At 52.6% G+C, this 17,497-nt stretch carries 17 protein-coding genes; 7 read left to right on the top strand and 10 right to left on the bottom strand.

The genetic code is table 11. From position 1 onward, the window contains the following. Positions 1–26: 26 nt before the first annotated feature. The 5 genes from LBQ97_07745 to LBQ97_07725 all read left to right on the top strand — a co-directional run bounded on the left by LBQ97_07745 (position 27) and on the right by LBQ97_07725 (position 4,904). Entirely contained in the window at positions 27–977 is a 951-nt protein-coding gene (locus LBQ97_07745; protein MDR1832604.1) for a substrate-binding domain-containing protein, read from the top strand. A gap of 96 nt (positions 978–1,073) precedes the next feature. Further along, on the top strand, positions 1,074–2,240 hold the full coding sequence (locus tag LBQ97_07740) for an iron-containing alcohol dehydrogenase (protein ID MDR1832603.1): 1,167 nt from the start codon (positions 1,074–1,076) through the stop codon (positions 2,238–2,240). Positions 2,241–2,255: 15 nt separating this feature from the next. Beyond that, complete coding sequence (rbsD, locus tag LBQ97_07735; GenBank protein MDR1832602.1) at positions 2,256–2,675, top strand: D-ribose pyranase; 420 nt, start codon at positions 2,256–2,258, stop codon at positions 2,673–2,675. Between the two features lie 156 nt (positions 2,676–2,831). Beyond that, entirely contained in the window at positions 2,832–3,863 is a 1,032-nt protein-coding gene (locus LBQ97_07730) for an NAD(P)-dependent alcohol dehydrogenase (GenBank protein ID MDR1832601.1), read from the top strand. Between the two features lie 42 nt (positions 3,864–3,905). After that, positions 3,906–4,904: a carbohydrate kinase gene (locus tag LBQ97_07725; protein MDR1832600.1), complete on the top strand. Its 999-nt coding sequence runs from the start codon at positions 3,906–3,908 to the stop codon at positions 4,902–4,904. Between the two features lie 55 nt (positions 4,905–4,959). Here LBQ97_07725 and LBQ97_07720 read toward each other — a convergent pair whose 3' ends face one another. From LBQ97_07720 to LBQ97_07710, 3 genes are read right to left on the bottom strand one after another with little or no spacing between them, the layout of a single operon-like run. Further along, positions 4,960–5,592 (bottom strand): DUF488 domain-containing protein, encoded by a 633-nt coding sequence (locus LBQ97_07720; GenBank protein MDR1832599.1) that lies wholly within the window; start codon positions 5,590–5,592, stop codon positions 4,960–4,962. Between the two features lie 8 nt (positions 5,593–5,600). Next, positions 5,601–6,251: a hypothetical protein gene (locus tag LBQ97_07715; GenBank protein MDR1832598.1), complete on the bottom strand. Its 651-nt coding sequence runs from the start codon at positions 6,249–6,251 to the stop codon at positions 5,601–5,603. Between the two features lie 18 nt (positions 6,252–6,269). Beyond that, positions 6,270–6,713: a DUF488 domain-containing protein gene (locus LBQ97_07710; GenBank protein ID MDR1832597.1), complete on the bottom strand. Its 444-nt coding sequence runs from the start codon at positions 6,711–6,713 to the stop codon at positions 6,270–6,272. A gap of 366 nt (positions 6,714–7,079) precedes the next feature. Between LBQ97_07710 and LBQ97_07705 the strand changes: the two genes are divergently transcribed. After that, complete coding sequence (locus tag LBQ97_07705) at positions 7,080–8,147, top strand: branched-chain amino acid aminotransferase (protein ID MDR1832596.1); 1,068 nt, start codon at positions 7,080–7,082, stop codon at positions 8,145–8,147. A gap of 42 nt (positions 8,148–8,189) precedes the next feature. Here the strand turns inward: LBQ97_07705 and LBQ97_07700 are convergent, their stop codons facing one another. Further along, positions 8,190–9,416 (bottom strand): ROK family transcriptional regulator, encoded by a 1,227-nt coding sequence (locus LBQ97_07700; GenBank protein ID MDR1832595.1) that lies wholly within the window; start codon positions 9,414–9,416, stop codon positions 8,190–8,192. A gap of 195 nt (positions 9,417–9,611) precedes the next feature. On the opposite strand from LBQ97_07700, the gene LBQ97_07695 reads away from it, so the two are divergent. Continuing rightward, positions 9,612–10,751, top strand: coding sequence for a DUF362 domain-containing protein (locus LBQ97_07695; GenBank protein MDR1832594.1), 1,140 nt, complete (start codon positions 9,612–9,614; stop codon positions 10,749–10,751). 17 nt (positions 10,752–10,768) lie between these two features. Here LBQ97_07695 and LBQ97_07690 read toward each other — a convergent pair whose 3' ends face one another. The 6 genes from LBQ97_07690 to LBQ97_07665 all read right to left on the bottom strand — a co-directional run bounded on the left by LBQ97_07690 (position 10,769) and on the right by LBQ97_07665 (position 17,493). Next, on the bottom strand, positions 10,769–12,160 hold the full coding sequence (locus LBQ97_07690; protein MDR1832593.1) for a sigma-54 dependent transcriptional regulator: 1,392 nt from the start codon (positions 12,158–12,160) through the stop codon (positions 10,769–10,771). Positions 12,161–12,249: 89 nt separating this feature from the next. After that, entirely contained in the window at positions 12,250–13,137 is an 888-nt protein-coding gene (locus LBQ97_07685; GenBank protein MDR1832592.1) for an energy transducer TonB, read from the bottom strand. Between the two features lie 40 nt (positions 13,138–13,177). Next, a complete protein-coding gene (locus tag LBQ97_07680) occupies positions 13,178–13,612 on the bottom strand; it encodes a biopolymer transporter ExbD (GenBank protein MDR1832591.1) in 435 nt (144 codons plus the stop codon). Between the two features lie 24 nt (positions 13,613–13,636). Next, the gene (locus LBQ97_07675) at positions 13,637–14,245 is read right to left on the bottom strand and encodes a MotA/TolQ/ExbB proton channel family protein (GenBank protein ID MDR1832590.1); all 609 of its coding nucleotides are present in this window, start codon (positions 14,243–14,245) and stop codon (positions 13,637–13,639) included. Positions 14,246–14,281: 36 nt separating this feature from the next. Further along, complete coding sequence (locus LBQ97_07670) at positions 14,282–14,635, bottom strand: hypothetical protein (GenBank protein ID MDR1832589.1); 354 nt, start codon at positions 14,633–14,635, stop codon at positions 14,282–14,284. A gap of 32 nt (positions 14,636–14,667) precedes the next feature. Continuing rightward, positions 14,668–17,493: a tetratricopeptide repeat protein gene (locus tag LBQ97_07665; GenBank protein MDR1832588.1), complete on the bottom strand. Its 2,826-nt coding sequence runs from the start codon at positions 17,491–17,493 to the stop codon at positions 14,668–14,670. Positions 17,494–17,497 lie beyond the last annotated feature (4 nt).

The raw sequence follows: 17,497 nt of genomic DNA, 5'->3' as shown, positions 1-17,497 counted from the left end.
CTGAATATTATGATGAAGGAGGTTCTATGAAAAAATTTTTTACAGGCATTTTATTGTTCGTATTACTGGCGTGCGGCAGCTTGTTTGCTTCAGGCAAATCCCCCCTCGTGGGAGATCCCAAGGAAGAATATTACATGGTTACATTCCTTTCGGGCATTGACTACTGGAAGATCTGCTTTGACGGTATGGAAGACGCCGCAAAACTCTACGGCGTAAAAGCGATTTATACGGGACAGGCCGACGCCGACGTTTCCGGTCAGGTTGCCGTACTGGAAGGCGTTATCGCCAAACAGCCCAAGGGTATCGCGATCACCTGCGTGGATTCCACCGCTTTTGCCGACACCATTGACGCCGCCATCAAACAAGGCATCGCCGTCGTAACCTTTGACTCCGATTCGCCGACATCCCAGAGACCGTCCTACATTTCCACGGGAAATGAAGCCGCCGGTATCGCCGCCGCCAAATTCCTGGCGCCGTTAATCGGAAACAAGGGCACAATCGCCATCGTTTACACGATCGGATCCGAAAATCAAGAAACCCGCGTTGCCGGTTTCAAAGCCTGGCTGGCCGCCAATGCTCCCGACGTGAAACTGACCATCGTCAATGACGGCGGAGACACGACAAAAGCCGCCGATAACGTAGCCGCCGCCCTTCAGGCGAACAGCGACATCACGGGAATCTTCTGTGTTTCCGGAATCTCCGGCTTCGTAGTTCCGACAACCGTAAAAGAAAGCGGAAAGAACGTAAAGATTTTGACCTTTGACGTAGACAAATCCGTTCTGGACAAGTTGAAGACCGGCGAAATCGACGGAACCGTTGCGCAAGGTCAGTACAACATGGGTTACTGGTCGCAGGTATTCCTGTATCACCTGGCCCACAAGCTGCCCGCCAAGGCGCTTCCCGGTTTCCTTGATACCGGCGTTACCATCGTAACAAAAGACCAGGCCGACGAATATTACATCAAAGAAAAGAAATAACGTAGAATAGTCTGTTGAGGGGCTCCCGGAACGTTGTCCCGGGGGCCCTCAAATTTTATCCGGATTCATCATAATCATCTCTGCGGGAGGTTCTGTATGAAATCATTCAATTACTTCGCGCCGACGGAAATCATCTTCGGATGGGGCCGCGTCAGCGAAACGGGGGCCGTTGCCTCCAAATACGGCAAAAAAGCCCTTCTCGTAACGGTACCGGAATTTCCTGCCGTTGCGCCGCTTTACCAAAAAGTCAAAGACTCCCTGACCGCCGCGGGCCTTGAAGTAGCACATTTTGACGGCGTCATCCCCAACCCCACCACCGTCGAAGTCTCCGCGGGCGCGAAACTCGCCAAAGCATCCGGCGCGGAACTTGTGATCGGCCTGGGCGGCGGTTCCTCCATGGATACGGCCAAAGCCATCGCCGTCGAAGCAACCCATCCCGGCAGCGCTTGGGACTATCTCCATTATACGGCGGGGCCCACCGAAAAAACGCTGCCCATTATCGCCATCGGCACCACGGCCGGTACCGGCAGCCAGACAACCCCCTGCTCCGTCATTACCAACACCGCCAAAAAAGACAAATCCGCCATCTGGCATAAGAATATTTTCCCCAGGGTCGCCATCGTTGACCCCGAAGTCACGGTCTCCATGCCGAAATCCGTTACGGCGCAAACGGGATTTGACGCCTTCTGTCACAATTTCGAGGCCTATCTCTCCGTAAACGCCAATCCCTTGATTGAGGCCCTGGCCCTGGACGCCGTCAAGATCATCGTCGAATACCTCCCCAAGGCGCTGGCCGACGGAAACGACAAGGAAGCCCGCTCGCAAATGGCCTGGGCCGATACGCTGGGCGGCCTCACAAACGCCTCGGCGGGGGTTACGCTCCCCCACGGACTCGGGATGCAAATCGGCGGACATTGTCCGTCCGTCACTCACGGACAAGCCTTGGCCGTTCAATATCCTGAATTTACGCGATTTACATGGAAGTCCGCCATCAAGAAGTTCGCCACAGTCGGACGGATTTTCGATGCGACCCTCGCCAAAGACAGCGACGAAGTTGCCGCCGAAAAAGCCTGCGGCGCCATCGACGCCTTCCTCAAAAAAATCGACCTCTGGATCGATCTCAAATCCCTGGGCGTGACCATGGCCGATATCCGTGAGATCGCCGATTGCGGTCAGGTCCTGGGCGATTACAAGAACAACCCCCGGGTCGCCACGATTCCCGAAATGTATGAGCTTTTGACCCGCTGCTACGAGCGCAAATAAGGAGGATAGGACATCATGACAGAGACAGGTATACTGAACCGCGACATCGCGGCGGAAATGGCGAAACTGGGCCATACGGACAGGCTTCTGATCGCCGACGCCGGCCTTGCCATCCCGGCCGCCACGAAAGTCATCGACCTTTCCCTCGAGGAAAACGTCCCTACGGCCATCGAGGTCCTGAAAGCGGTGTTGAAACACTTCAGCGTGGAAAAAATCATTCTCTCCAAGGCTACGGAAGCCGTCAGTCCCACCCGAAAGAAAGATTTTCTCGCCTGCTTCACGGAAGAACTGCCCCTCGAAGAATTCGAACATCCGGTATTTCGGGACGAGCTCACGAAAACCGTGAAATTCGCGATCCGCACCGGGGATTTTACGGCAAATTCCAACATCATCCTGGTATCGGCGGGCGGGCCGAGATGGTATTGCGAGAAGTAGAAGGGGACTAAAGCCATGTACCCGATTTCGTAACAAAACCATCAGAAAAAACGTCTATATTAATGGCGGAGAAAATTACCCCGCGCCTTTACCCGCAATGGTAAGGACGAAAGATTTTTCGCCCATTTGAAAAGAATTGAACAAGGAGGCGCCACCATGAAAGCGTTGGTTCTGGAAGAAAAGAGAAAATTAAGCCTGCGGGATTACCCGATTACGGAAACCACGGGTCCCGATGACGTTAAGATCAAGATCAAAGCCTGCGGCATCTGCGGCAGCGATATCCACTATTACACCGAGGGGGCCATCGGCGATTTTATCGTCCGGGAGCCCATGATTATGGGCCATGAGGCCGCGGGAGAAATCATTGAAGTCGGCAAAAACGTAAAACACCTGAAAGTGGGCGATCTCGTCTGCATGGAGCCCGGCATCCCCAATCTCCACTCCAGGGAAGTGCTCGAGGGCATGTACAACATCGATCCCGACGTGGTGTTCTGGGCAACGCCGCCGGTACACGGCTGCCTGCGCGAGACCGTCGTACACCCGGCGCAGTTTTGCTTTAAACTGCCCGAAGGGGTATCGGCCGCCGAAGGCGCCATGATAGAGCCATTGGCCATCGGCGTCGAAGCCGCCAAGAAAGCCGCCATCAAGCCAGGCGACACGGCTCTCGTCATCGGTTGCGGCACCATCGGCGTCATGTGCGCGATCTCGGCTCTGGCCGGCGGCTGCAGCAAAGTCTGGATCACCGACGTCAAGCAGGCGAAGCTGGATCTCGCGGGGACCGTCGAGAATATCGTTCCGGTTAATACGGAAAAAGTCAATCTGCTGGACTATATCGCCAAAGAGACCGAGGGCAAAGGGGTCGACGTGATCTTCGAAGCCTCGGGCAGCCCGAAAGTGTATCCGGATTTCTTCCGCTGCGCGAAAAAAGGCGCGCGGGCGATCCTCGTGGGCATGATGAACGGCACGGTTCCCCTGGACGTCAATGTGCTCTCCAACCGCGGCATTACAGTGGAATCCATTTTCCGCTACACAAACTGCTTCGACCGGGCCATCGCTTTGGTCAAAGCGGGAAAAATCGATATCAAACGCTTCATCAGCAAGACGTACAAGCTCGATGACGCCATCGCGGCCTATGAATTCGCGGCCGAAGGGCATCCGGAGATCGTGAAGGTCATGATTGAGCTTTAGAAAACAGCGAATTGAACATTCGTTATCCAAGGGGGAATTTTTTTGGGCTTTGATGTTACGGCTTTGGGAGAGCTTTTGATTGATTTTACGCCCGACGGAACCAATAGCCGCGGGATTGCTTTGTATGCCCGGAATCCGGGCGGCGCGCCCGCCAATGTCCTTGCCATGATTACGAAACTGGGGGGTCGGACGGCCTTTATCGGAAAGGTCGGGAAAGACGCCTTCGGAGACTATCTCCGGGAGACGCTGGTCTCGGCCGGGATCGACGTCTCCGGTCTCATGACGGACCGGGAATACCCGACGACCCTGGCCTTTGTGAATCTCGACAAAAACGGCGACCGCTCTTTCAGTTTCTACCGGAAGCCCGGCGCGGATCTGCTGTTGACTCCCGAGGAAATCAAAAAAGACCTCATCGATGAGGCCCGGATTTTTCATTTCGGCTCGGTATCCCTGAGCGGGGAACCCTGTCGGCAAACGGTTCATGAGGCCGTGGCTTACGCCAGGACAAAAGGGAAAATCGTGAGTTTTGACCCCAATTACCGGCCGCTTCTATGGGATTCGGAAGAAAGCGCCCGACGGGAAATCCTGCGGCTCGTACCGCAGGCGGACATCCTCAAGGTCTCCGAAGAGGAAATGCTTCTTTTGACGGGACTTCCCCCCGCCAAGGCCGACGACCGCGACGCCCGGCTGGCCCTTTTCGAAAAAGGCGCCGCGGCCCTTTCCGCCATGGGGCCCGTCACGGTCCTCGTTTCCCTGGGCGCGGACGGAGCCTTTTACCGCTGCCCCAAAGGCTCGGGCCATTTGGCGACCTATGACGTCAAGACAGTGGATACCACCGGCGCCGGAGACGCTTTCCTGGGCGCGATCCTCTGGAAACTCCGGGAGAAGTCCCGTGAAGACCTGCGGCAAATGGAGCCCGCGGAACTGGCGGCCATAACGGATTTCGGAAACGCCGCCGGAAGCCTCACGACTATGGTTAAAGGGGCGATTCCCGCGCTGCCTGAGGCGGCGGCGATCGAGGCATTTACCTCCAAAATATAAAAAATCCCGGAAATTTCCGGGATTTTTATTTGTCTGTAAATGGGGCAATTGGTGATTATCCGATTCTCTTTTCCATTTCCGCGTCCATCGAATACCCAATCTCTTTATTTTGCCTTTTGTAAGCATTGATTAGGTACTGCTCCTCTGACAGATTATTTTCGTCAAACAAACTTTTCTGCTGTCGCTTGGGAAAATACTTTCCGAGTAGTCTGTTTTCCAGTTCTTCCTGTGTCTGAACAGAGCCGTCGGACAGAATGTGTCGCACGTTTATTCCTGCATCATGAAAAGATTTCGTGACAAGGATAGCCCTGTGACAGTCTAACGGATCCTTTTCTACACACATGAAAGCGATCCGGTTCCCGTTTTCAATTCCTTTTATGACGTTGTTCTTTCCTTGACTGAATTTTTCATCTTGTCTGACCTTATCAAAATCGAGATATCCCTCACTTGTATAGAGTTTTTTCTCAGGACGTCTCGCTCCGAAATAGTCTCCCATAAAGTAATAATGCACGCCATTTTCTTCCAGAAACCGTTTTAAGTTCTCCCGGTTATAGTTTTGGGCAAATTCGGAATAAGGATGGCTCCGCACATCAATCACGTAGTTGATTTCATGTTGTTTCAGCAGTTGCAGAAAATATTCAGGTTCATGCTGCGAATGCCCGATAGAAAAAACTGTTTTGTCGTTCATCTTTACTCCTATTCCAGAATCTGGGCCACCAGCTTGTAGTAATAGCCGTCACGGGCGTACTGATCAGCCAAGCTGAAAACCATTATATTTGGCAACAACGGATAATCGGCGTCTTCTTTGGAACCGAAGGCTTCTTTCAAAGACTTTTGCGTTATCCGGATAAACTTATAGTATTTATGCCTGTAAACGAAACTCATGGTAATCTGCGGATCCGCACCCTGTTCAAAGGTCTTTACCGTAATGATGGGTTTATGCACCTTCAGTAAAAGGAGGGAGGGCTCTCCTGAAAACGCCCAATTTTGTTGTAGCCTGTAATCCGTATTGCCGAAAATGCAATCCGGGTTATCGTAATCATGCAGTTTCAGGACCTCTTTCAGATTGCTCTGTCCCGTTTTTTCCCAGATCGCGCTTTCATCGTACAACCAATTCTCCGGCTGCACTCTTGTCGGAACGTGCTTTGCAAAATCAACAGAGATAATGTCATAAACGGATATTTCTGTTCCGTTCGGATAACAAATCCGTTCAGGAGGAACGGCGCCTTTGGTCTTCTTGTTATTTGACAGAATTCGAATCCAATCCCCTGTGCGCGCATCAATGCCAGCCAGACAATATCCGCCATATTTCACCGATTTTGTAAGAACAATTACCTCTTTTTTCATTGTCTCTACCCCCTGAATTTAAAGATTGATAATTTCACCGCCTAGTTGTTTTTTGATTTCCTGCGCCGCCAAAGACCGGTGACAGTGATCTGCTTTGTCCTCACTGCACAACAGGCATATGTTCTTGTCAAGGAAATCTCTGTATTTTTCTTGAATGTGATCTTTTATGTTCCGCTCTTCCAACAGCTTTTGATAAGCCAAAGTATATGCGTCCCAATTGATGTCGCCCTCTCTGAATCGTCGCAACATCTCTTTCGAAGGGGCAAAATCAGGATCCTGTATATAGCGGACATGAATGATCTTTTCCAAAAAATAAGGCAAATCCGGGTATCTGGAAAAGCCGGCCAGTTGAGACGTATTGTTCAAGCGAATATCTACAAGCGCTTCTATGTGCTGTTCCTCAAGGACTGAAAAAAAGTTCTCGGCGCTTTTTTTCGTGAATCCGATCGTGTATATTTTCATTCCGCACGCCTTTCCATTTATTTTAAGGCATTATAGCCCGTAAACAGATCTTTGTCAAGTAAAATTTCACGATCAAAAAAACTCTTGCAAAAGACAAAAAAATATGCTATGATTACTGAAATCATTTTTTCGTTCAGTGAGGCTTGAATTATGTCCGGAATTTTCACAGGATTTGTCGCTAGTGTCGTGGTGCTCCTCGGAGCCATCACAATTTTATAGCGCGCCCCTGTGAAAAGGTTTCAGACCATTTTCCCCAAAAGAAGCATCAAACGGCAACAAGCCGCCTGGTATCGGCGGTTCACGATAAAAGCGATTCACACAAATCTGACAACCTGAGCGGTTGTCAATTTTTTTTTAGGAGGTTGTATGAACATCAACGTTACAAAAGCGCAGCAATTGAAGGAGAAACCCGATTGGAACGATCTGGGCTTCGGAAAGTACTACACGGATCACATGTTTACCATGGACTACACGACGGAAAAAGGCTGGCACAACGGCGCCATCGTGCCTTTCGGGCCCGTCCCCATGAATCCCGTGGCCCTCGTTTTGCATTACGCTCAGGAAGTATTTGAGGGAATGAAGGCCTACAGGGCCAAAGACGGTCGGGTGCTCCTGTTCCGCCCCGAGATGAACGGGAAACGGATGGCCCGCTCCTGCGACAGGCTCTGTATGCCCGAACTACCCGTGGATATGTTTATCCAGGCCGTCAACGATCTCGTAGCCTTCGAAAAGGACTGGATCCCCAAACTACCGGGAACGTCTCTCTATGTCCGGCCCTTTATGTTTGCCTGCAATCCCGACATCGCGCCTCACATCGGGAGCGCCTACAAATTTATGATCGTTTTGACCCCTGTGGGAACCTATTATAAAGAAGGGATCAATCCTGTCAAAATCTACGTGGAAGAAGAATATACCCGGGCGGCGCGGGGCGGCACGGGCTTTACCAAATGCGGAGGCAACTACGCGGCTTCGCTGATTGCCCAGAAAAAGGCCGAAAAGGAAGGCTTTACCCAAGTGCTCTGGCTGGACGGCGTCGAGCGCAAATACGTGGAGGAAGTGGGCACCATGAACGTCATGTTCAAGATCGGCGGAGAAATCTGGACGGCCCCCCTGGACGGCAACATTCTTCCGGGCGTAACCCGGGACAGTTGCCTCAAGATTCTCCGGGACTGGGGCCTTACGGTCCGGGAGGAACCCCTTGCCATTGACGCCCTCATGGAAGCGGGAAAGACCGGGGCGTTGGAAGAAGCCTTCGGAACAGGGACCGCCGCCATTATTTCGCCGATCGGATCGCTGCGCTACAAGGGCGATACGATTACGGTCAACGACTTCAAGACCGGCGCTCTTACGAAAAAGCTCTATGATTATCTGACGGGGATCCAATACGGCGATATTCCCGATCCCTACGGCTGGGTCTACGAGGTGAAGGGGTAGAATTCCAAAGGGCATGGCGCGCCATGCCCTTTATTTTTTCCCTTAGATCGGCAGACTCCGCTCCCGCCAGAGCGTATTGAGGAGCAGGCGGCACACGCCGGCGGCCGTGCTGTTTTCCCCTTTGATGCCACGCGTTATGACCAATTGGCGTCCGGTTTGCTTCATTTTGTGTTTCTCTATGCTCGCCTTGATTTTCTCGAAAAACGAGGCGTCGTTTCGCATGAGACCGCCGCAGAGGACCAGTCTGTCGGGGTCAAGGACGTTGATTGCCATGGAGAGACCGATCCCGATGTATTCGGCGGCGTCATCAATTATTTTCATGGCCGCCTGGTCGCCCCGCTCCGAAGCCATAAAGACTGTTTTCGCCTCAATCTCTTCTCCTCTTCCGCCGCAGAGCGCGTAAATCCCCTCCGCTTCGCCTTTTTCTATGGCGGCCCGCCCTTTTTTCGCGATGGCGTCGCCCGAAGCCACGGCCTCGAGACAGCCTCTGTTTCCGCACATGCAAAGAGGCCCCCCCTGCTCCACAATGATGTGTCCGATCTCGCCCGATGTGCCGCCGGCGCCCATGTAAAGTTCCTCCCCCAGGACAAGGCCAGCGCCGATTCCGTGCCCGAGATTGACCGTAAAGGCCGTATGGGTCGGTTCCCCGTCTCCGGCGAAATAACTTTCATTCAAGGCAAGGGCCCGGTTGGCGTTTTCGACGAGAATCGTAAAGGGGAGTTTATCTTTGAGCCAGTGCTTCAGCGGAATTTCCGTCCATTCAAAATCCGGCGAAAAAATGACCCTGCCGCTCTCTTTTTCGATCAGACCCGGCATGGCGACGCCGATCCCGACGATCTTTTCCGGGGCGATACGCCCCTTTTCCATGAGATTCAGCACGAGATCCCCGATTCGCGAGATAAAGTCCCGGGCCGGCAACGGGTTCCCCGTCAACTCCTGCAGCTCCGCCACCTGCCCTGAGGCCGCGTCCGTCGCGATCAGACGGATGGTCGTCCGTCCGACGTCGACCCCTACGCAATAAAAGCAACGGGGATCCAGTTCAAGCATTTCCGGCGGCTTCCCGCCCGACGATTCTCCCTTGCCGATGGACCGGATGACGCCCTTGTCCAGCAGCTCCGCCGTAATGGTCATGACCGTAGGGATGCTCAAATTGGTCATTCTCGCTATGGCCGCCCGGTTGATGGGCCCGTTTCGGATCAGGCAGCGGAAAACATTGTATTTATTTGTCTGCGCGATTCGCAGCTTGTCCATTTTCTGATAAAATTCCATGCGCTCACCTTCTTTCCCAATTATAGCAAATCCGCGTCTTTTTCGCAAGATATAAACCCCGCGGGCGGTTTATATTTTTCGGGATTCGCGCAAAATTTACCCGGATAATCGGTAAAAATCGGTGGACAGCGGACGGATTCCTTGGTATAATATGGCCATAATCTGTGACTTTATGTCACGAAGGGGGAATCTTGCATGGAAAAGGCCAAAGTTTATTTTACGGATTTTCGGACCATCGCCTTCGGCGACGGTTTGCCGGTAAAGCTGCAAAAGCTCATCAAAGCGGCGGGGATCGGTAAGATAGATATGGACGGGAAATTTGTCGCGATCAAGATGCATTTCGGGGAAATGGGGAATATCAGCTTCCTGCGGCCCAATTACGCCAGAGCCGTCGTTGAGGTCGTGAAAGCGTTGGGGGGGAAGCCCTTTTTGACCGATTGCAACACGATGTACCCGGGGAGCAGAAAAAACGCGCTGGAACATCTCCAATGCGCCTGGGAAAACGGATTTACCGCCATGACCGTCGGTTGCCCGATTCTGATCGGCGACGGGCTCAAAGGGACCGATGACGTGGCCGTTCCCGTCGCGGGCGGCGAGTATGTCAAAGAAGCGAGGATCGGCCGGGCCGTCATGGACGCCGATGTCTTCATCAGTCTCACGCATTTTAAAGGACACGAAATGACCGGCTTCGGCGGCGCCATCAAGAATATCGGCATGGGTTGCGGGTCCCGGGCAGGAAAAAAAGACCAGCACAGCAGCGGGAAACCCGATATCGATCCCGAAAGCTGCCGGGGCTGTCGCAAATGCTATCCCGAATGCGCAAACGGCGGACTTTTCTTTGATGAGGCGAAAAAAATCATGACCGTCGTCAAGGAAAATTGCGTGGGCTGCGGCAGATGCCTGGGCGCCTGTAATTTTGACGCTATTTCCTTCGAAAACGACAACGCCTCGGCGCTTTTGAACTGCCGCATGGCCGAATACTGCAAGGCCGTCGTGGACGGCAGACCCAATTTTCATATTTCGCTGGTTTTGGATATTTCGCCCTACTGTGACTGCCATCCGGAAAATGACGCGCCGATTCTCCCCGATATCGGAATGTTCGCCTCCTTTGATCCGCTGGCGCTCGATCAGGCCTGCGCCGACGCCTGCCTCAAGACGGCGCCTTTGCCCAACGCCGTCCTTTCTGACAATATGGCCGCGCGCGATTTCGTCGATCATCACGATCATTTTGTGAATACCTCTCAAGAGTCCGAGTGGCGGACCTGCCTGGCGCATGGCGAAAAAATAGGCCTCGGAACGAGGGCCTATGAGCTTGTTGTCATAAAAAACGGGTGAATCGCAGAAGCGCCTTGTTATTCGAGTCCGTAGGCGTTCATCTTCGTCCGCAGGGTGTTTCTCGTAATACCCAAAAGTTCGGCGGTTTCCACCTTTTTCCCGTTTGTCATTTCCAGCGCCTGTCTGATCAGCTCTTTTTCGACTTTGGAAATCACATTGGAATAGTAATTGTTCCGGCTGCTGCCCCGATTGACAAAAATCTCGTTTTTCACCCACTCTTTGAGGACGGAATTCTGCCCGTCCCCTTTTTTCTTTACGATTTTTGTCCCCAATACCGTCCCCGGCAGATCTTCCACGAGGATGGAATTGCCCCGGCAGAGAGCGACCGCCGACTTGATCGCGCCCTTGAGCTCGTTGACGTTTCCGGGCCACTCATAGCGCAAGATGCGGCTTAAGGCCGGTTTGCTGACCCCTTTGATGTTCTTGCTCATGGCTTCGTTACATTCGGTCAGGAAATTGTCGATGATCAGCGGAATATCGCCGATTCTGTCTCTGAGCGGCGGGATATTCACTTCGAGAATTTTCAATTTTCGATACAATTCATCGATGAATTTCCCCTGGCTGATCATTTCCTCGATATTTTCGCTCGTCGTCGCGATGATCCGCACGTCGGAGGAAATGTCTTCTATACCGCCCATGCGGCAGAATTTTCCCTCTTCGAGAAAATAGAGCAATTTTGACTGCAAATCCAGTGTCAGGGCCTCAATATTCCCCAGATGAAGCGTCCCTCCGTTGGCCTTTTCAAGATCCCCCATCTGCGGGAGCAGCACCTCTTTGAAGGCGCCGGTCTCATATCCGAAAAGTCTGCGTTCCAGAAGATCCATGGGAAAGGAAAGACAGTTGATGCTGATAAAAACGTCGTCAGCCGAATCCGTAAAGCGGTGGATGGCCTTGGCCACGCTGGCTTTCCCGGTCCCTTTTTCGCCCGACACCAAAACCGGCAGACGAATACTGGCCACCTTGCCGATCATCTTGTACATTTCCACGATTTCTTTGCTCTGCCCGATCAGCGTCCCGCCGGTGATCTTGCTGCGGGAAATCTTTTCAGCCAGCAATTTTCTGTCTTTGACGGATTTTTCGATGATGCGGATCACGTTGGCGGCCTCTTCCGGGATCAGGATATAGTCGTAAGCGCCCGCTTTGATGCAACCCGCGATGAGTTCCAGGTTTGACGTCTCGCCGAATATGATAATCACGGCGTTTCGTTGCAGATTTTTGACGAGACGGATCAAAGCCAGGAGGTTGTCCTTCTGGAAGGTCGTTTCCTCCAGCAAGATGGCCTCATAGCGCTTGGATTTTGCGTAGCGCAAAAAATCATCCTCGTGTTCCGTAAACGTCAACTCGTTTTCGACATTCCCCTCCAATTGGCTCCGTAACGCGCCATAAACTCTGAAACCCAATAGATTCACGGTTTTCCCCTCCACTTTCACGGAAGATCCCGGGACCTTCACGCGTTTTTCATGTTCAACGGCTTTGTTTTTCTTTGCGCCGCTCCTTTCTAATTGTATCCCCGCAAGGTAAAATTGTAGTCAAGAATGACGTCGCCCTGCACGTTGAGGCCCCTTTTGCTGAGGTAGATCTTCCAGGTCCGCCCCACTTCCTCGATGGCCTGATTGATCTCGGGGACGCCGCTGCCTTTTTCCATGACAAATCTCGTGATATTGCCGTTTTCATCGATGGTCACCCGGATGCGCACCGTGCCGTGCATACCCCTGAGCTGGGCGCTTTCGGGATAAACCGGCTCCTTGTTGCCGTCATCCCAGCGGGCCACGACGTCGCCGTCCACGGTCCCCAGCCGGTAGCCTCCGGGAAGACCGATGGTCTCCTCTTCCTCCTCAAGGATCCGGTCAAAGGTGATGTCGTTTCCGACTTCCGTATTGATGGCGATGACGTCAGGCGACTCTATGCGCAGTTTTTCTTCCCGTTCCCGAATTTCCGTAAGGTCTCCGGGGTTTGTCTTCTGTATGGCCAGATCCTCGGCGTTGACCGCGATCCCCTCCGAAAGGTCTTTTTCCCGGATTCCCGCCGCAATGCCGGGATAGCCGCTTTCCCGCTTGCCGGCCTCGCTGGCGAGGACGTTGATCTCGGGCTTTTTCGCGCTTTCATTGATTTTCTTCAGGGCTTCTTCTTTTTTCAGAGCGGCCGCCGTTTCGGTTTCCACCTTGTTTTCGTTTTTTGTTTGATTGGAAATATTGCTGCGGCTCGTGTTTTTTTTGGCCTCGCCCTTGGTCTTGACCTGGACTTTTGTCGTATCCTCATAGGCCACGAGGCCTACTTTTATGGTCTTGTCCGTCACGGTCTTCGTCGTGATCTGGGGGATCACAAAAAGGATCGCGATATTGACGGCCAACGACAGGATATAGCTGAAACAATCTACTAACTTCATGGCGTTCATCCCCTTATTGCCCGTAACGGAAACCTGAGCGTCACTTCTGCTCGGCGGTATCCAGATCCAGCGAAGTCGCTCCCGCTTCTTTGACGAGGGTCATGACGTCTATCAAAAAACCGTAGTCGGTCTTTTTGTCGGCGCTGATCAGTACGTTTTTTTTGGCGCTCATGGCGAGCCGGTTTTTCACTTCGTCCTTGAGCCGGTTTTTGTTGACTTTGAGCTGGACAATCTTCGCGCCCTCTTTATAATTGAGGACAAGCTCTTTGTTGGCGGCGATCAAGACCTGGATGCCGCTGATGTCCTGTATCTCCCGGACCGTGGACTGTGGCAGGTCGATGCTGATGCCGCTGCTGAAATCCTCAAAGGTCGTCGCCACGAGGAAAAAGATCAAAAGCAGAAAGACAACGTCGATGAGCGGCGTAATATTGAGGATCAATTCCCCTTTTCGCTTGCGCAATCGTTCGATTTTCATGATTCACTCCGTGTTTTTCCGCGGTCAGCGGAATAAATTGATCAATTCTGTCGAGTTTTTCTCGATATGGCTGACGGTCTCATCTATTTTCCGGTTGAAATAATTGTAGAAGAAGAGAGCGGGTATGGCGGCGATCAATCCGGCCGCCGTGGTAATGAGCGCTTCGGAGATCCCCGCCGCGAGGACGGACGCGTCTCCGGTTCCGTAAATGGATACGGCGTGGAAGGTTTTGATCATGCCCGTTACCGTACCGAGGAGCCCCAGGAGCGGCGTCGCGTTTGCCACGAGGGACAGCAGCCACATGTTGCGCTCGATCATCGGAAGTCTCGCCATCGCGCTTTCTTTGGCCTTCTCTTCCAGGGAAATCACATTGGCGCTTTTCGTTTTGTAGTAATAGATCAGCACGTCGCAGAGTACCCGCGAACTGGAGCTTTTTTCCTTGTCCAGGGCCAGAACGGCTTCTTTGATGTTGCCGCCTTCGATGCTTTTTTTGACGGCGGGCGTGATCTCTCCGTTGTTGTGCCGTTCCCGGATGCCGAAATAGATCAGTCGCTCAATGATCACCGCGAAACCGATCACGGACATGGCGACGATAAAATACATTAAAATTCCACCGCTCTTCAGCCAATACATACAGTTCTCTCCTTCATCAAGTGCTTTTTGTCATACTTACAAGGCCACGACGAGGGCCGCCGTAACGCCGATAGCGCCGAGGATCCATTTGATCGCGCCGCCCCGCTTCTTCTCCTTTTTGGGAACCGTCGACACTTCCCGGGTCAGCCGGCTCTTGTCCTGCTCGGCCACTTTGATCTGTTCCTCTCCCCCGGCTCTGGCGCTGCTGACGAATTCGCCCGTTTCCTCTTCGTCGATTTCTTCCTCTATCGTGATATTCTCCGCGGAAATTTTCTTCTGATCGAGCTGGGCCTTATTCACGCCCACCACTTCTTTATCGAGCACCACTTCACGGGCGCCGGACGCGCAAAGGGAAAACACAAGCAACAGACCCAACGCAATTTTTTTCATTTTCTGCCTCCTTGATTCTGATGGTCAAACCGTTATTTGATGATCTCGGCATATTTGTCCGCAAGGCCCTGGTTGAGTCTGGCCAGTTCCGTATTGTACTTCCGGGCCTCATCTTTCCGGTTGGACTTGATGGAATAATAAACCATACGCTCTGTGACAAATTCCTTGTACGACAACGCGTCTCCCATTTGGTACAACTCTTTATAAATATTGATTGCTTCCTGCAATTTTCCGGTCTTTTCCGCCATCTGTCCCGCTTTGATCTTGGCAACCTGGTAATATTTGCCGAGATAGAGCACGTAGCATTTTGTGTAGCCCCGGTAGGCCTGTTCCCAATTCCCTTCCATCTCGTCGCACGCGGCCAGCTGAAACGTGGCGAGGTCCTTGTATTTGCTTTTTTCCATATCGAGGGATTTCTGATAGTTCTCTCTGGCCTTGGCGAAATCTTTTTTCGCGAAATAATAGGTGCCGGAATTGAGATAGGCGTAATCGCCGTATTTGGGTGAACTCTTGAGTTTTTCGTATTCCTTGAGGGCCGCGTCCTCGTTGCCGTCCTTCTCATAGATGATGGAGCTGTAATACATCTTCATTTCCCCTTCGGGCATCTTGACGACAAATTTTTTCGCGTCCTCCACTTTGTTGTTGATCAGGAGAATCTCCATGATCCTCTCGGCGGCGTTGGCCTTGATGTTCTCATTTTTTGAGCTGTCATAGAGGTTCTGATAATACTCGACGGCCTTTTCGTTATCCTTCATGGTCTCATAAACCGCGCCGGAAAGCATCAGGATGTTGTCCCGCATCTGGCTTTTGGGGTATTTTTCGAGGAAGAGACCCTTGTCCCGATCAAAGGCGGACATGTCCCCCATATTGGCAAGCGTATTGAGATACCAGTAATAGGCTTTTTCCGAATATTCTCCGTTCGGGAAGCGGTCGTAAACGGCCTTGTAGCTCTCTCTGGCTTTTTGCAGGTTCTTTTCGCCGTACCAGCTTTCGGCGATCTGGAAATTGGCGTATTCGTCATACTGCGGGTTCCCCGCGAGCTTCTCGTAGGTCTCGCGGCTCTTGGCGAAATTGTCGAGGCGGAACCAGCTGATGCCGATTTTGTCCAAAACCTCCTCCTTGTCGGGAGCGTCCTTCAGCGTCAGATAGGCGTCGCCGTCCTTGATCGTATCCTGATATTTTCCGTTGAGAAAATCCGTCCGGACTTTCCCCAATTTGGCCTTGGCGGAAAGTTCCGGGTCGGCCGCGCCGTCGGCGATCACGAGGTCGAAGCTCTTCTTCGCCTTGTCGTAGTCGGCAAGACCCAGGGCCGCGATGCCTTTCAGATAATTGTTTTCGGCCGTAACGGGACTTTTTTCGAGATAGGTCAACAGTTCGCCGTAGCGCTTTGTATTGAGGAGCATGGCCTTGAGATTTTCAAGGATCGTGGGATCTTCGCCTTTTTCGAGATACTGCTTGTAAATGTCGATGGCGTCGTTGATCCGGTTTTTGTCGTAATAGGTCGTCCCCATGGCGTTGTAGATCCGCGTCCGGTAGACCGCGTCGTCGGGCCAGGCCTTGACATAATCCCCGAAAGCCTTTTCGAGGGACGGAATATCACCGTTTTTCGCGGCCACGACGATGACTTTGTACAAATTTTCCGCGGACTGATTCTTTCCGTAGATATCGCGGTAATAGGTATTGGCGAGAGCCATGTCGCCGGTCTCGTAGGCGGCGTTGGCGATGATCTCCCGGATGTTGGCGGCGTCGTCCTGGGAGAGTTTCACCTTATCGAGGACGTTGCGCTTTTCAAGGATCCGCTTGTAGTCCTTGAGCTTGAAATCGCAGTTGAAGCTGTAAAACAGGGAACGCGCGTAATAAGAGGTATTCGCCAGTTTGTCAAACTGCTTGCGCGCCTCGGCGTACTGCCCCTGCCGATAGTAGGAATAGCCCAGGCCGTAGATGGCCTGCAGGTTTTTCGGATCGGTATTTTTCTGATAATAAGAGACGGCCTTGGCGTAATTTTTGCTGTCGGCGGCGCCGTCGCCCAGCATCACATAGATCTCGTTTTTTTCTTTGTCGCTCTGGACCGCGCCCAGAAGTTTTTCGACGTCGGCCGTGCGATTGGCTTCCATATAGAGCTCCGCCAGCGAGACGAGGGAGCGCTTGCCGTAGGTGGACGTCGCGTCTTTATCGGTTACGGCCTTGAAGTATTCCATGGCCTGGGTTTTCTTGTTCGTTTTGGCGGCAACGCTGCCGAGGAGATAGTTGACAACGGCAAAATTCTTGTCGTTCTGCTTGATCTGGCCCAGTTGATTCAGGCGCCCGGCCGCGGCGTCGTATTTTTTCGAGTTGTAGTCCATCAGAGCAAGGCCCAAAAGCGCGTCGTTTTTGTATTTTCCGCCGCTCAATACCAGTTCTTCGAGTTTGCCCGCGGCGGCGGAATAATTCTCCCGGGCGATATATTCCATGCCGACCTCGTAGACCCCGCGCTGGTAATATTCGCTGGACCGTCCGATCAAAAGCTGGTAATAGTCGCTTTCTTTTTTATTGCCCATGGCGGCGTAGGCGCGCATGAGGTAATAATTGAGCTCGTCGTCCGATTGTTTTTTGTTGGTATCGGCGGTAAGCTTGAAAAATTTTGCCGCGTTGGCGTAATCCCCTTCGAGGAAATAGGTTTTCGCGAGGCGCTCGGCCACCCTCGGGATGTACCTGGACTTCGGATACGCCGAGATAAACTTGTTGGATTCCTCGATGGCGAGGGAGAATTTTTTCTGGCTGTATAATTCATCCAGATAGGTGAGATCATCCCGCTCCCCGGCGAAGGCCGTCAAGGCCCCGCCTAAGAATATCGCCAAAATCAACAGTGCTCTTTTCATTTTT

This window comes from Fusobacteriaceae bacterium (assembly GCA_031272775.1).
GTDB lineage: Bacteria > Fusobacteriota > Fusobacteriia > Fusobacteriales > Fusobacteriaceae > JAISST01.
The sequence above is the reverse complement of the archived record's forward strand: the minus strand, read 5'-3'. Positions and strand labels throughout refer to the sequence as shown.